This is a genomic window from Nocardiopsis sp. iso_238, assembly GCF_056173325.1.
The window spans coordinates 5,922,940-5,937,650 of the sequence record NZ_CM149668.1 but is presented as its reverse complement, the minus strand read 5'-3'; the positions used below and the strand labels follow the sequence as shown (position 1 = coordinate 5,937,650).

General features: G+C 70.7%; 12 protein-coding genes and 1 tRNA gene. 3 read left to right on the top strand and 10 right to left on the bottom strand.

Translation table 11 applies throughout. The features are described 5' to 3' along the window. Window positions 1-30 precede the first annotated feature (30 nt). From AC0VYL_RS26790 to AC0VYL_RS26775, 4 genes are all read right to left on the bottom strand, one after another. Window positions 31-696 (bottom strand): GOLPH3/VPS74 family protein, encoded by a 666-nt coding sequence (locus AC0VYL_RS26790; protein ID WP_475481814.1) that lies wholly within the window; start codon window positions 694-696, stop codon window positions 31-33. 204 nt (window positions 697-900) lie between these two features. Beyond that, window positions 901-987: transfer RNA gene (locus AC0VYL_RS26785), tRNA-Ser, on the bottom strand. A 94-nt stretch (window positions 988-1,081) separates the two neighbouring features. Then, window positions 1,082-3,025: an ABC transporter ATP-binding protein gene (locus AC0VYL_RS26780; protein ID WP_475481813.1), complete on the bottom strand. Its 1,944-nt coding sequence runs from the start codon at window positions 3,023-3,025 to the stop codon at window positions 1,082-1,084. 301 nt (window positions 3,026-3,326) lie between these two features. Beyond that, complete coding sequence (locus AC0VYL_RS26775; RefSeq protein WP_475483584.1) at window positions 3,327-3,854, bottom strand: SigE family RNA polymerase sigma factor; 528 nt, start codon at window positions 3,852-3,854, stop codon at window positions 3,327-3,329. Window positions 3,855-4,313: 459 nt separating this feature from the next. Between AC0VYL_RS26775 and AC0VYL_RS26770 the strand changes: the two genes are divergently transcribed. Both AC0VYL_RS26770 and AC0VYL_RS26765 read left to right on the top strand, forming a co-directional pair. Then, window positions 4,314-5,285, top strand: coding sequence for a hypothetical protein (locus tag AC0VYL_RS26770; protein WP_475457101.1), 972 nt, complete (start codon window positions 4,314-4,316; stop codon window positions 5,283-5,285). A gap of 3 nt (window positions 5,286-5,288) precedes the next feature. Further along, window positions 5,289-6,278: a MauE/DoxX family redox-associated membrane protein gene (locus tag AC0VYL_RS26765; RefSeq protein ID WP_475481812.1), complete on the top strand. Its 990-nt coding sequence runs from the start codon at window positions 5,289-5,291 to the stop codon at window positions 6,276-6,278. Here AC0VYL_RS26765 and AC0VYL_RS26760 read toward each other — a convergent pair. Further along, the gene (locus AC0VYL_RS26760) at window positions 6,253-6,909 is read right to left on the bottom strand and encodes a hypothetical protein (protein WP_475463275.1); all 657 of its coding nucleotides are present in this window, start codon (window positions 6,907-6,909) and stop codon (window positions 6,253-6,255) included. The two genes, AC0VYL_RS26765 and AC0VYL_RS26760, sit on opposite strands and share 26 nt — an antisense overlap. A gap of 171 nt (window positions 6,910-7,080) precedes the next feature. On the opposite strand from AC0VYL_RS26760, the gene hisC reads away from it, so the two are divergent. Next, window positions 7,081-8,163, top strand: a complete 1,083-nt coding sequence (hisC, locus tag AC0VYL_RS26755) for a histidinol-phosphate transaminase (RefSeq protein ID WP_475481811.1) — start codon at window positions 7,081-7,083, stop codon at window positions 8,161-8,163. 63 nt (window positions 8,164-8,226) lie between these two features. Here hisC and AC0VYL_RS26750 read toward each other — a convergent pair whose 3' ends face one another. The 5 genes from AC0VYL_RS26750 to AC0VYL_RS26730 form a co-directional block, all read right to left on the bottom strand. Next, complete coding sequence (locus AC0VYL_RS26750) at window positions 8,227-8,868, bottom strand: hypothetical protein (protein ID WP_475481810.1); 642 nt, start codon at window positions 8,866-8,868, stop codon at window positions 8,227-8,229. Next, entirely contained in the window at window positions 8,865-10,274 is a 1,410-nt protein-coding gene (locus AC0VYL_RS26745; protein WP_475481809.1) for an AAA family ATPase, read from the bottom strand. The genes AC0VYL_RS26750 and AC0VYL_RS26745 overlap by 4 nt, the downstream gene beginning before the upstream one ends. 270 nt (window positions 10,275-10,544) lie before the next feature. Then, on the bottom strand, window positions 10,545-11,810 hold the full coding sequence (locus AC0VYL_RS26740) for a hypothetical protein (protein WP_017544398.1): 1,266 nt from the start codon (window positions 11,808-11,810) through the stop codon (window positions 10,545-10,547). A gap of 250 nt (window positions 11,811-12,060) precedes the next feature. After that, a complete protein-coding gene (gene murA / locus AC0VYL_RS26735; protein ID WP_475481808.1) occupies window positions 12,061-13,356 on the bottom strand; it encodes a UDP-N-acetylglucosamine 1-carboxyvinyltransferase in 1,296 nt (431 codons plus the stop codon). Window positions 13,357-13,729: 373 nt separating this feature from the next. Next, window positions 13,730-14,635: a phosphoribosylaminoimidazolesuccinocarboxamide synthase gene (locus AC0VYL_RS26730; protein WP_475457095.1), complete on the bottom strand. Its 906-nt coding sequence runs from the start codon at window positions 14,633-14,635 to the stop codon at window positions 13,730-13,732. Window positions 14,636-14,711: the final 76 nt, after the last annotated feature.

Sequence of the window (14,711 nt, the reverse complement as noted above, 5' to 3'; positions counted from 1 at the left end):
TTCTGCGTTCCGGTGAGTCGCGGGGGTCCGTCACTGCGAGAGCACGCCGGAGACGAGCACGGCGTTGGTGACGACGGCCGCGTTCGCGCGGATCACCGCGGCCGCGGTCGCCCCCGCGCCCCAGTCGCCGTTCTCCAACTCCTTCGCCCGCCTGACCACGGCGGAGTTCCAGGGGATCCGCCTGTCGAGGTGGGGCAGTGTCCCACTGGCCGCCACCAGGGCGGTCACCGCCGCGATGTGCTCGGTGGGCTCGGCTCGGTCGACGAGCACGGAACGCATCCGCTCGAAGACCTCCTCGTGCCGACCGGAGGGGCCGACGCTGAGGACGGTCCGCGGGATGAACCCCAGCGCCCTCCGGTCGTCGCGTTCGATGTGCCCGCGCTCCACGAGCCGGTCCAGTAGGGAGGCCCGCAGCCTCGGGCCGATCGCCGCGAGGACGGCGTGCACGCCGTGCGGCTTCCGGTCGACGTGGTCCCACGCCGACCTCAGCACCTCGTCGGTCGGCGTCTCGGAACCCGCGTGCACCACGGACCCGCGCACCGTGACGTGGCCGCGGAGGGCCAGTTCGGTGAGGACCGCGCCGCCCAGCACGTGGTACAGGACGTTCTCACCCGCGATCGTCCCCGACGCGGGCTGGAAGAGCATGAGGAGGACGTCCTCCGCGATCAGTGTGTGTACCCCGGTCGTCTCCGACACGAGCTGTGCCCTCCCTGCCGCCGTCCGGTCCGGTGGCGAGCCGCGCGGGCCGTCGCCCGTCCCGCCCTTCGATCCAAGCAGCCGGAGCCCGCCCCGGGACAGTGGCACCGCGTCAACACCCCCGCATGACGTGGTGTCACCCCACCGGGTCCAGGAAACGACGAAGGGGCCCCTACCACGTGGGCAGGGACCCCTTCTGACCGGCGGAGGATATGGGATTTGAACCCATGAGGGGGTTGCCCCCCAACCGCATTAGCAGTGCGGCGCCCTAGGCCTCTAGGCGAATCCTCCTGGCTGCGACCAGCCTACAGAGCGGCGGGGTCCTGCGCAAAACGAATCCCCCGCGAGGAGGGGCCCGGGGCGGCGGGGCCCCTCCCGACTCAGGTCAGGCGGTGCGGGGTTTCGGCACGGAGGGGGTCCGGTAGGCGCTGGCCTGGAGCTCCCACAGCTCCCGGTACAGGCCGCCCTCGGCCATCAGCCGGGTGTGTGTGCCCTGGGCGACCACGCGGCCGCGTTCGAGCACCACGATGTGGTCCGCCATCCGCACCGAGGCCAGCCGGTGCGTGATGAGGACCACCGCCGCGCCGGTGCGGCGGGCGTGGGCGTGTACGGACTCGAAGAAGCCGTGCTCGGCGCGGGCGTCCATGGCGGCGGTGGGCTCGTCCGCGATGAGCAGGGGCACGGCGTTCCCGTCGTCACCCCGGTAGAACGAGCGGGCCGCGGCCAGGCGCTGCCACTGGCCGCCGGAGGGCTCCACACCGTGGGCGAAGCGCTTGTCCAGCAGGGTGTCCCAACCGTTCCGGAAGCCCGCGACCACGCTGTCGGCCTGGGACGCCGCCGCGGCCCGGGTGAAGCGGTCGGCGCACCGGGCGCTGCTCATCACGGTGTTGCCGCGCGCGGTCAGCGGCCAGTGGGTGTGGTCCTGGGCGATCACCGCGATCCGCTCGCGCAGGCTCACGCCGTCCACGCCGGAGAGGTCGGTGCCGTCCCAGCACACGCTGCCCTCCTGGGGCGTGTACAGCCCCGAGAGCAGCTTGGCCAGCGTGCTCTTGCCCGAACCGTTCTCCCCGACCAGCGCCACGGTCCGCCCCCGGTGGAGGGTGAGGTTCACGTCCTCCAGGGCCGGGCCCTCGCCGGAGGGGTAGCCGAAGGTGAGGTTCCGCAGTTCGACGCGCTCGAACCCCGAGGGGGCGGGCACCAGCCCGGGGCGCGGGAGCCGGGTGCGGGCCTCGTGCTGGAAGGCCGTGTAGTCGGAGAAGTACAGCCCCGACTCGTACACGCCGGTCACCGCGTACAGGGCGTTGCTCAGCGCGCCCTGGGCCACGCGGACCGCGACGACGGCCGCCCCGGCGACCGCGATCGGCACCACCCCCTGGACCAGCAGCACGGCCAGCACCGCGAACACCCCCGCCGTCACGAGTCCGCTGGCGGTGTCCCCGACGAGGCGGACCACTGACTGGCGGGTGGCCAGCTTCAGGTGGATGTCCAGCTCACGGCGGGCGATGCGGTCGAATCCGGCGAGGAGCCGCCGCTCCATGGTGAACGAACGCACCTCGGCGGCGCTCTCCCGCGCGGTCATGAGCTGTTCCAGCATGTGCTTGCGGCGTCGCCCCTCGGTGAAGGCGAGCACCATGCGGTAGCGCATGCGCGCTGACGCGGCCGCCCCCCACCACTGGGGGACCATCGCCAGCAGCAGGAGCGGGACCAAGGCCGGGTGCAGCGTGGTCAGCACCCCGGCCGCCGCGACGATCCCCACCAGGCCGGTGAGCAGGTCCGTGGTCTGGCGGACCAGTGCCCCCGCCTCGTCGCACCCCCGGGTGTGGGAGCGGAACAGGTGGTCGTGGAAGTCGCTGTCGTCGAAGGCCCGCAGCTCCACGGAGGTGGCGTCCAGCAGCAGGCTCCGTTCGGCGGCCAGCACCACCTTCGGGGTGAGGCGGGCCCGGGCCCGGCCGGCCAGGGCCCCGCAGCCGCCCCGGGCCACCAGGGCCAGGGCGAGCAGGACGAGGGAGGGGAGCGCGGCGGCCACCCGGGCCGGGGTGGGTACCTCCGCGAAGAGTTCGGCGAGCACGGAGGTGGTGGTGACCAGAGCCCAGGCGGTGGTCACCCCGCTGCCGAGGGTGAAGAGGACGGTCGCCAGGAGGTCGCGCGGGCCGCTCCGCCAGGCCAGCGCGGTGGCCTGGCCGACCAGCACGGGCATGCGGCGGGCGATCCGGAACCAGGAGGCCCCGGCCATCTCGCCGTGGTGCCTGATCCACCGGGGCGGGGCGAGTTCGGGCAGGTCGAGACCGTCCTCGGGGCCGGGGTCCTGAGGGGCGCGGGTGGTGTTCACGGCGGTTCCTCCTGGAGGTCGGGCGGGTTCGGCGGTGCCGATCATCGCCCGGGAACGCGACGCTCCGGGATGCGTCCGACGGTTGCGGACGGACCGGATCACGGTCCGGCGGGAGGCCTCGCGCGGTGGGGTGGGAGACGGGGGCGCGGGCGGCGGATCGGTAACCCCGGGAAAGTCGCGATCCGAATACCTGTACGAATCGGCCGCGCGCAAAGCCCCGGGAGGGGGCGCCGCTGGCCGGAGGGCCGGTGTCCGCAAAACGGGGCGCGTGACGAGGGCGGCACGGAACCTGGTGGCCGGGTCAGGAGGTGGTGCGCTCGATGACGAGGTCGGCGTCGCCGCGCAGCTTCTCCACGGCCCGCGACAGGGTGCTCTTGACGGTGCCGATGGTGACACCCATGCGCTCGGCTATCTGGGCCTCGGTGAGGTCCTCGTAGTAGCGCAGCACCACCGTGGCGCGCTGCCGGGCGGGCAGGCGCTCGATGGCGCGACCCACCACGTCGGCCAGGTCGCTGCGCCAGGTGGGGTCGTCCAGCCGCTGTTCGGGGATCTCGTCCGTCGGGTAGACGTCCAGGCGCCTGCGGCGCCACTCGGAGATCTGGGTGTTGACCATGGCCCGCCGCACGTAGCCGTCGCGGGCGCGGGGGTTGGCGATGCGCCCCCAGGAGAGGAAGGTCTTGACCAGCGCGGCCTGGAGGAGGTCCTCGGCGTCCGCGTGGCTGTTGGTGAGGGAGCGCGCCATGCGGAGCAGGGCCGGTCCGCGCTCGGCCACGTAGTCGCTGAACTCCTCGGACCTGGGAGTCCGTGTCGTTCCGTTCACGCCCGTCACCGTCCCGCGTGCCGTCGCCGTGTGCACCGCCCGTGCGGCCGCCCTTGACACTCACTTTCACACAGCGAACGCAAACCCCCAGGAACCTGGACACCACGCGCCGACAAATCGCACGAAGGGCGAACAAACCACCGTGCGGTTGCGTGGAAGTGGAGCCGAGGAACGGGGTCGGGCGTGTCGGGGCGGAGGAGTTCGCGGGGGGTGTTCGGAGCGCGCCGACTACCTGGTGGACACAAAGTGTGTACAAATGCTTGCGTGCGGTGACGGAGCATGGTGGGTGAGTCGAGGGGAGTTCTTCCTTGCCCGCAGGCGATGGAGCCGCTCCGCCCCGGTGTGGCGCCCCCGGGGCCGACGGTCGACACGAACCGACTCGTGTCGGCGTGTGAGCGGGCGTTTCGGGAGGCGCGGGAGACAATGGGCACAGACGGACGAGTCGGTCTACAAGGGGGCGCGAAGGACATGTCAGTGATCACGGACAGCGGTCGGGACCGTCGGCGGTTCACCGCCGCCGTGCTCGGTGCCAAGGCCGTACCCGAGCCCACGCCGGTCCACCACCGCGTCGCCCGCGGCGTGGTGGTCGACGCCACCTCGTACATGCTCTGCGTGGCCACACCCGAGGGGGAGGAGCGGTTCCTCTACGAACGCGTCACCTCCTTCTGGCGCGGCGACGAGGTCCCGCCCACCGAGCTGCGCCCCGGCGACGACGTCGTGGTGCAGTGCTCGCACGACGGCCGCCTGGTCGCCGAGCGCGTCTGGGCCCAGGCCGCCCGCGCCACCGGCCTCATCACCGACAAGGAGGGCGACACCCTCAGCATCGACCCCGGCCACGGGCGCCCCCGCCTGACCGTGGTCCTGCCCTACCGGTCCTCCGGACGCATCGGGGTGCGCCACCCCAGACTCGAAGCGGGCTACCTGTTCGACGCCGTCGGCGTCTGGCGCGGCGGCGAGATCGTGGCGACGCGGCCGGTCACCACCCAGCCGCCCTACCCCCTGAGCTCCACCCCGCGCCGCCCGCACGCCCGCGAGCACTCCACGACCGTCACCGGGACCGCCACCTGGTACGACCCCGCGTGGGGACGCGCCAGCCACCTGGACCCGAGGGCCGTGGTCGCGGGGGCCGCCTACCCGGCGCTCGACCGTGTGGGGCACGAGGGGGCCTGCGACCGCCGGACCTCCTGCGTCCCGTTGCCGCTGCTGTCCACCGGGGCGACACTCAGTCTCCGCAACGACTGCACCGGGGACACCGCCGTGGTGCCCGTCGTGGACTGCGCCGCCGCCGACAGCTGGCTGTGCGACCTGTGCCCGGCCTGCGGGAGCCAGAGCGCGGGTCGCCTCGCCTCCCTCACCATGACCTCCTTCGTCGCCCTGGGCGGGCGGCTGGAGGCGGGCTGCTTCAACGCGACCATGACCGTCGCCAACCAGGAGGGATGACCCATGTTCCCTGAGGTTCTCGAAGCGGTCCGCGAGGTCCAGCTACCGCTCCTCGCGGCCCTGCTCCTGCTCGGCGCGGCCGCCAAGGCCAGTCCGCGCGCGGCCGGGACGGGCGTGTCCGTCCTGCTGCCCGAGCGTCTGCGCCGCCCCGCCACGCTCGGCACCTGCCTGCTGGAGGCGGCTCTCGCGGTGGCGCTGCTGACCGCGACCGGCCTCCTCGGTGAGGTGGCCCGGGTGCTCACCGCGCTGGTGTTCGCGGTGTCCGTGGTCCTGCTGCTGGTGGCCCGCCGCCGCGACCCCGAGGCGGGGTGCGGCTGCTTCGGCGGTCTGAGCCAGACGCCGATCGGCTGGCGCACGCTCACCCGCGCGGGCCTGCTGGCGGCGGGCGCGGCCGCGACGGTCGGGCTGGTTCCCACCGGCTGGGAGGTGGCCTCGGCCCCCACCGCGACCCACGGCGTGGTCCTGGGCGCGCAGCTGCTCCTGCTGGCCCTGCTCAGCCCGGAACTCCGCGAGGCGGCGCACCGGTTCACCACCCGGGAGCCCTGCGCGCTGCGCGAGGTTCCGGAACGCCGGACCCGCCGCCGCCTGCGCGGCAGCGAGGTCTGGCGGACCAACGCCAGGGTGATGATCAAGAGCGATCCCGAGGAGACCTGGCGGCACGGCTGCTGGCGGTTCCTCCGCTACGACGGCCTCCGGCACGGCCGCCGCGTGGACGTCGTCTACGCGGTGCGGATCGACGGTCCGAGCCGGACGGGCGTGCGCGCGGTCCTGGTGGACCGGGAGAGCGGCGCGGTGGTCGCCTCCTTCGGCGCGGTGACCACGCTCGACCTCCAGGGGCCGCCCCGCAGGCTGCCCCGGCCGCGCGAGGCGGCCCGGCGGGACGAGGCCGCGGGCCGGGGCGGGGCCAGGCCCGGAACCCTGGCCAAGGAGTTCCCCGGCGAGTCTGGTCGCGGTCTCCCCGACGAGGTCAGAGCATCTGACCCTGCCGTTTGATGGCGGCCTCGGTGAAGTCCTGGAGCAGCTGCTCGTACTCCTCGGCCTCACCGGGGCCCATCACCGAGGTGGTGCCCAGCAGGCCGCCGTTGCGGTACATGACGGTGTACATGTTGTTCTCGCCCCCGGCGTCCCTGACCTGGATGGCGAAGGAGCGGGACTCGTCGCCCACCGGGGGGACCTCCAGGTCGGTCACGCCGTACTCGGAGCTGCTGCCGTCCTCGTAGGTGGCGGTGTACTCGGCGCAGGACTCCGGGGGCTTGACGGCCAGGGCCTCGGCGGCGGCGCCCTCGTCGAGCTGGACGAGGATGTGCGAGACGTTGCCCTTCTCCCACTCGTAGGCGGCCACCGAGGTGGGGGCCTCGCGCACGGCCTCCAGGTCCGCCCAGCGGTTGGCGGCGTCCATGCACTCGGGCTTGTCCAGCTCGGTGGAGGCCCGGACCTCCTCCGAGTACTGCACTGTGACAAGCTCGGAGTAGGTTCCGGCCTCGCTGCTCTCGGGGAGAAGGGTCACGTCCCCGACGTTGATCGGCTGGGCGTCGTGCAGCTTGGCGGCGGCATCGGCGTTGGGGTCGTCGCTCTGCCCCTCGTCCGTTCCACCGCACGCGCTCAGGACGATCGCGGAGGTCAGCGCGATCGCGGCGGGCAGGGATACGCCCGCTGCGGAACGGGCAGAACGATGACGCAAACGCATGGTGGTATCTCCTCGTTTGTGCGATATTTCCGCTTGGAGCGGTGACCGACCCGGGCCTCCCATCGCTGAGAGTGTCGCGGGGTTAGCACAAAGTATTGAGGAAGGACAATGGTGTCGGAGTCGAAATCGCCATATCTGCGGGCGGTACTGGAGTCCATCCCCGCGTACAAGCCCGGCCGCAAGGTCGTCGGGTCTGACGGGCGGTCCGTCAAGCTGTCCTCCAACGAGAGCCCGCTCGGGCCGCTCCCGTCCGTGCGCGAGGCCGTCGCCAGGGCCTCCGCCGAACTCAACCGCTACCCCGACCCGGGCGCCGCCGAGCTCGTCACCCGGCTCGCCGCGCACCTGGGCGTCCCCGAGGAGCACGTCGCGCTCGGCGCGGGCTCCGTCGGCCTGCTCCAGCAGCTCCTGGAGGCCGTCGGGGAACCGGGCGCCGAGGTCGTCTACGCCTGGCGCTCCTTCGAGGCCTACCCCCTGCTCGCGGAGCTGTCCGGGGTCACCTCGGTCCGGGTGCCCCTCAGGGACGAGACCCACGACCTCGAGGCGCTCCTCGCCGCGATCACCGACGACACCCGCATGGTGCTGGTGTGCAACCCCAACAACCCGACCGGTACCGCCGTCCGGGAGCGGGAGCTGGTCGACTTCCTCGACCGCGTCCCCGACCACGTGCTGGTCGTCCTCGACGAGGCCTACCGCGAGTACGTGCGCGACCCCGAGGTCCCCGACGGCGTGACCCTGTACCGGGACCGCCCCAACGTCGCGGTCCTGCGCACCTTCTCGAAGGCCTACGGGCTGGCCGCCGTGCGCCTCGGCTTCCTCGTCGGCCACCCCCCGGTGACCTCCGCCGTGCGCAAGACCCTCGTCCCCTTCGCGGTGAACCATCTCGCCCAGGCGGCCGGGATTGCCTCGCTGGACGCCGAGGACGAGCTCCTGGAGCGCGTGGAGACCACCGTGAAGGAGCGTGAGCGCGTCCGTGGCGCCCTCGTGGCCTCCGGGTGGACCGTGCCCCCCACCGAGGCCAACTTCGTGTGGCTGCGGCTGGATGAGGACACTCTGGACTTCGCGGCCGCCTGCGCCGAGGAGGGCGTCTCGGTGCGTCCGTTCGACGGCGAGGGCGCCCGCGTCAGCCTCGGCACCCCCGAGGAGAACGACGTGTTCCTCTCCGTCGCGACCGCCTACGCCCGCCGCCGCTGACACGGGCACCGGAGACGCCGACGGGGGCGGCACCCACACGTGGGAGCCGCCCCCGTCGGGTGCCTAGCTCTCGGGGCAGCCAGCAAGACGGTCCAGCCCTTCCTCGACTCCTTGCACGAATGCTCTCCAAGAGCGGAGTTGCGTGACGGGTCCCTTCGAGTCCAAGCGCTGGAGGAGCTGTCTCCGGTTCTCAGGGAACCTTCTGTTGAAGCGCTCCAGCTTTCGACCGGTGAGCTCGGACGCTCTTGACAGGACCTGTTTGAGTTCTGCCTTGGGGTCGGGGAGGCTCTCGATGCGGCTGATTTTCGGCAAACCCAGGGCGCAGCGCCCGTTCGGATTCCCCGCCACCCTACGTATCGCTGTGTCATCCACCAGAAGCCATGCCTCCGTCATGCGTACCGGGATGATGGGTACATGGATGACTTGGGGCATGTGCTCTCGCACAGCTTCCTCGATCTCGGTCAGTCGCGCGTTCCTGCCCATGGCGTCGGCGTCGCGATGGATGGCGACCAGCTCGTACTCGCCCCCCAGGTGCCGGATGGCGGAGAGCTTGTCCGGAAGCGCGTGGCCAACGTGATCAAGTCGCCCAAGCTCAGGGTTGGTGATGGTGACTTCCACACCTCGGTCAGCGGCGATGGCTCCAATGTGGTCCGCGATGCCGTCGTCGCTGGTGCCCTCTCCCAGGAAGAGAACGCGGATCGTCACATCCCCTCCAGGGTCAGCTGCGCTCCCGGCGGAGCCGTCAGGTAAGGGAGGATGTCCGGCCGGGTGACGGACACGGCACCCGGTGTGCTATCCCGCCAAGTTCCAGTGATGGGACGCAATCGGAGGGCGTGGGTGATCTGTCCGTCGGCACGCCTGTGTCGGATGCTGTCGGCGAATAGCAGGTCGCCGGGGTCAACGACCTGGACGACGCCGGGTGAGTGGGTATTCACGAGGACCTGTCTGAACGGGTTGTCCTCACCTGGTTGCTGAAACGGGTCCACGGCCAAGTCGCGGACGAGTTCCACCATGGCGGGCAGGTTGCCGGGGTGGATGCCGTTCTCGGGCTCCTCCATGCACAGCAGGCCCTGGACCGACGGGTCCTCCAGCAGCACGCACAATGCCAGGAACCTGAGGGTTCCTTCTGAGAGACTCCGAGCGGGGATACGCAACCCGTTTGCCTCTTGGAGTTCGACTGCAAGCAGCTGGCGTACGTCGTCTTCGACCACACGCAGTTCGTCAACAGAAACACCGGCGAGGTCAGCCAGCCGACCAGACACTCGTGCGAATACCCGGTCAGGGTCCGAGTGTGGCTCCCCTTGGGCGATTCGGAAGAGCGTGCCGGGAAGATGAAGCCCGTTGGCGTCCATCACCTGTGGATCTGTGTAGCGGTCCGCCGTCCGTAGCGCCGTGGGCTCTAGCGCCAGTCGTTGCCAGGACTGCATCTCTCTGCGAGCTGCGAGGATGGTGGGGTCGTCACTGCTCGTCACAGTGCTCACCACGGTGGCTGGAGCCCTCGAGGCGGCAGCGGGCTTTGGTTGCCCTCGGCTACCACCGTCCTGATGGATGCTGATGATGGTCTGGTCACCCTGGTAAGTGGTGGAGATGAAGGCGGCTCCGCTGCGGTTGTTCTGCAACACAGCATCCCTGAACGGCTTCTTGCGATGGGGAAAGCGGAGCCGGCGAGGGGCATCACCGAGGTTGATGTGGTTCAGGCGCTCCCCGAGAAGGATCAATCGTCCCACCTTGTCCGCGCCCGAGGGAGACAGGAACCCGAGCTCCAGTTCATAACGCAGGTAGGTGCTCGTGGCCTCGGCCTCGCGGCCGAAGTCGTCTTCGACCGACTTCGGAACAATCATCTCCGCCGCGAAGCGCATGCGCCGCTCGTGAGACCCGAATCCGTTCCAGAACAGCTCCCGGGGATCGCCTGAGCGCTCGCGATCAGTTCCCCTCACCTCGGACGCAGCCTCGATGAGTGAGCGGCTCGACAGCAGACTGAGGAACTGGATCGCGTCGAAGACGTTCGATTTGCCCGTACCGTTCTCTCCTGCGATGCAGGTGAAGGGGCCAAAGTCCACCTCTAGGCCGAGCAGGTTCTTGAACCCGTCGACCTCCAAACGTGTCAGCACTCCATCCCCCGTCTGTCCGAGACCCACGATCTATGGGGTCCGCGCTCCAGACTAGAGCTGGAGCGAGCCCTGCCGAAAGTCGACACCGTGCAGAGTGCGCTCGCCCCGCTGGTTTCGCAGAGACCGTGAGAAGCGCTCTCCCAGCCTACGGGAGGAGGCGACGACCCCAGGGGCTCGATCCCCCGCCGCCGCTGACACACGGGCACCGGAGACGCCGACGGGGGCGGCCCCCACGTGTGGGAGCCGCCCCCGTCGGGCGTACGAACGGGCCTACTTGCCCGCGGCGTCCTTGTCCAGCTTCTCCACGATCAGCCGGTAGAGCTGGCGCGGGCGGCCGGGCTGGAGGGTGCGGTTGGGCGGCAGGGGCCAGGCCAGGCCCTCCTCCACCAGGGTGCGCAGCAGCCGCCGCGCGGTCCGGGAGGTGACCCCGAGCATGCGCCCGGCGTTCTCCGCGTCGACCACCAGCGGACCGTCCTCCTCGGCGATCTTCTCCGAGAGGCGGACCAGGGTCTCGCGGCCCTTGGTGCGCAGCGGCTCCGACGACTGCCGGGCCGGGGCGCGCTGGGCCGGGACCAGCGAACGGCCCTCGCGGTCCACCGCGAAGCTCTGCCGGGAGGCCTGCGCCCGGTTGAGCGCCGCGCGGGCGTGCGACTCCGCGTCCTGGGTGGTCCGGCCCATGCCGATGCCCACCTCGATCGCGATGCCCAGCTCCGCCTTGATCCGCTCCACGAACGGGGGCTGCCGGAAGCCCTCGGTCGCGGTCACCAGCGAACCGCGCGTGGCGGTCACCATGAACGAGTGGTCGTCCAGCCGGTGCGCCGTCGCGTTGATCCGGTGGGCCTCCTGGAGCAGCAGCCGGTGCAGTGACAGCCGCAGCTCCTCACGCCAGTAGCGCGGGGTGGAGCGCCGGGAGGAGTCGCGCAGCGTGGGCACGTCCACGACGACCACGCCGAGCTGGGCCTCCTCCAGGCGGTGGTGCGCTCCCAGCAGACCGGCGGTCTGGAGGGCGCTGCGCACACCCGCGTTGGTGGGCCGCAGCCGGATCACCGGAACCCCGATGGCCTCCAGGCGCTCGGCGACGCCGCGCACGCAGGTGATCGCCATCTTGGTGGCCTTGCGCCGCCACAGCCCCTCGTGGAAGGACGTGAGCTGCGCGGTGTTGGTCAGCTCCTCGTGCACGTGGATGCCGTCCACGGGCAGGTCGACCTCGGAGTAGGCCTCCACCACGTCGGCGCGGCTGAGCACGTCCAGGCTGGCTCTGGTCGGGTCGTAACGATCGTCCAGCGTCGCTCGGAGCAGCGCCTCGTGCAGGCTCGCCCCGCCGAGCGGCACGAAGGTCGCGGGCATGGTCAACACGCCGGCCTTCCGTGCGAACTCGTAGGGCACAGGACTGGCGAACAGGTAGGCGTCGATGGCCGACCCCAGCCTGACGACCTTGTCCGTCGCCTCCTGCTCGTCTCGGTAGGCGGCGGCGATGAGTCTGGCGTTCAGGGGACCAGTGGACCCCGGACCCATGAGCATGACCCGTTCGACCACCTCATGAGGTCCTATGACGCCGATCGTCAAATCGCCAGTACGCTGCGCACTCACCTCGGGTTGCTCCCCGCTACCATTCCACGCTCTTCACTATGTGCGCCCACTGGTTTCCCGACCCGATCTCTGTCACGGCATGATTGCCGAGATCGTACCCATTGTGCGGGGCCAAAGAAGATCGTTTTCCATATCAACGCCGAAAGCCCGGGTGGGAGGAAGCCCCCCACCCCGGCTTGAACTGCGCCTACGGCTCCTACGAGACGGTGACGCGCTCCACGTCGCCGCCCAGCGCGGCGAGCCGCGACGCGAACTGAGCGTGACCGCGGTCAACCAGATAACCAGGCGCCACGATTGTCTCACCTTCGGCGACCAGTCCGGCGAGAACCAGGGCCGCGCCGGTGCGCAGGTCGTGGGCGATCACCTCGGCGCCGCGCAGGTTCGTGGAACCGTGCACGATGGCGCGGGTGCCCTCGACCTCGATCTTGGCGCCCATCTTGTTGAGCTCGTCGGCCAGCGCGAAGCGACCGTCGTAGATCGCCTCGTGGATGTAGCTCTCACCCTCGGCCAGGGTGGCCAGCGCCATCAGCGGGGACTGGAGGTCCGTCGCGAAGCCCGGGAACGGCGAGGTCACCGCGTTGATCGGGCGCAGCGGCACGGACGGGTCCCGCTGGACGTGCAGGACGGCGCCCTCCTGCGAGAAGCCCACGCCCATCTGCTCGAGTTTCCAACGGGCCACACCCAGGTGGTCCAGGTTGGCGCCCACCAGGCTGACCTCGCCACCGGTGGCGGCGACGGTCATCGCGAACACACCGGCGTCGATGCGGTCGGACATGATGGTGTGCTCGACGGCGGTGAGTTCCTTGACGCCCTCGACGGTGATCAGGCCGGTGCCGCCACCGCTGATCTTCGCGCCCATGGCGGAGAGGAAGTTGATGACGTCGATGACCTCGGGCTCAAGGGCCGCGTGCTCGATCACGGTGGTGCCGGGAGCCAGCACGGCCGCCATGAGGAGGTTCTCGGTACCCGTGTGGGACGGGGTGTCCAGGTACAGACGCCCGCCCCGGAGCTTGCTCGCCTCCACGTTGATGTGGTTGAGCTCCAGGTCCTCGGTGACCTCCGCGCCCAGACGGGCGAAGCCCCGGTAGTGGAAGTCGAGGTTGCGGCTGCCCAGGTTGCAACCGCCGACGCCCTCGATGCGGGCGCGGCCGGTGCGGTGCATCAGAGCCGGCACGAAGAGCACGGAGCCGCGGAAGCGGGCAGCGATGTCCGCGGGCAGGACGGCACGCTCGGGGTCGTTGAGGCCGCACGCGTCGATGACGACGGTGCGCTCGGACTCATGGAACTCGACCTTGGCACCCACGTGCTCGGCGAGTTCGATCGCACGGTAGACGTCCTCGATGACGGGGACGTTCCGCAGCACGGTACGTCCCTTGGACGCCAGCAGGGCGGCCCCGATCATCGGCAGGACGGCGTTCTTCGCGCCTTGGATGAACGCCGTTCCGCTGAGGGGGCGTCCGCCGCGGACGCGGTAACGAACCTCCTGGCCCATGCTCATGTGCTCCTTCGTGAGGCAGATGTGAAAAAAGGGTCACCCTCGCCGGGTATCGCCTGTATGCGTTGAGACGCGGGTTCGCCCTGAAACGTTGCGACCATCTTGTGTGTGACCTGCGCGGCCGGTGAGCCGGTCGGTTCGCGATGACTCTATAGCAAGCGGATCGCGTCAAACGGCCCAGAACGTGGTATACCCGCAGATCGCGGTTGAAGTCCCGCCAAACGGCCAAATAGGCATTACGCCGTGGGAGAGACCATGGGTCGTACGCATGGCTGGCCGTTACTTCGGTGTTGCATACGACTTCACCACCATACGCGCTCCCACAGCCGAAACGACGTCCCCGTGCGCGGAATCACGCGGTCCGCGTCGGTCAGAGAGTCGGCTTGGCGCCGGTCAGACGCTCATGGATCTCCGCGTAACGGGACAGAGTGCGCTCCACCACGTTCTCCGGAAGCTCCGGCGGAGGCGTGTCGGAGGCGCGGTCCCAGCCCGAGGCGGGCGAGGTCAGCCAGTCGCGCAGGATCTGCTTGTCGAACGACGGCTGGGGGCGTCCGGGGCTCCACTCGTCGGCGGGCCAGTACCGGGACGAGTCCGGGGTGAACACCTCGTCGGCGAGGACGAGCTCACCCGAGGCGGACCGGCCGAACTCGAACTTGGTGTCGGCGAGGATCACACCGCGCTCCCGGGCCACGTCTCGGCCGCGCCCGTACACGCGCAGGGTGAGGTCGCGCAGCTCCCCGGCGAGTCTCTCCCCGTGCCGCTCCGCCACGACCCCGAACGACACGTTCTCGTCGTGGTCGCCCACCTCCGCCTTGGTGGCCGGGGTGAACACCGGCTCGGGCAGCTCGGAGCCGTCCACGAGGCCCTCGGGGAGCGGGACGCCGCACACCGTGCGGTCCACCCGGTACTCGGCCAGCCCGGACCCGGCCAGGTAGCCGCGCGCCACGCACTCGACCGGCACCATGTCCAGCCGCTCACACACCAGCGTGCGCCCGGCCCAGTCGGCGGGTGCGCCCTCGGGCGGGGTGTCGGAGACGACGTGGTTGGCCACGAGGTCCCCGAGGCGCTCGAACCACCACAGGGACAGCTGGGTCAGCAGACGACCCTTGCCGGGGATCTCCGTGGGCAGCACCCAGTCGAAGGCCGACACCCGGTCGCTGGCCACCATCACCAGCGCGCCGGAGTCCGTCGAGTACAGGTCGCGCACCTTGCCGGTGTGCAGGTGGGTGAGCCCCGGAACCTCGACGGGCTCGGGGACGGTGACGAAGCCACTCATGACGCTTCTCTCTGGGTCGTGCCCGGGGGCGCCGGGACGCGCGGGGGCCTCCGGCGTGCGGCCGGAGGCCCCCACG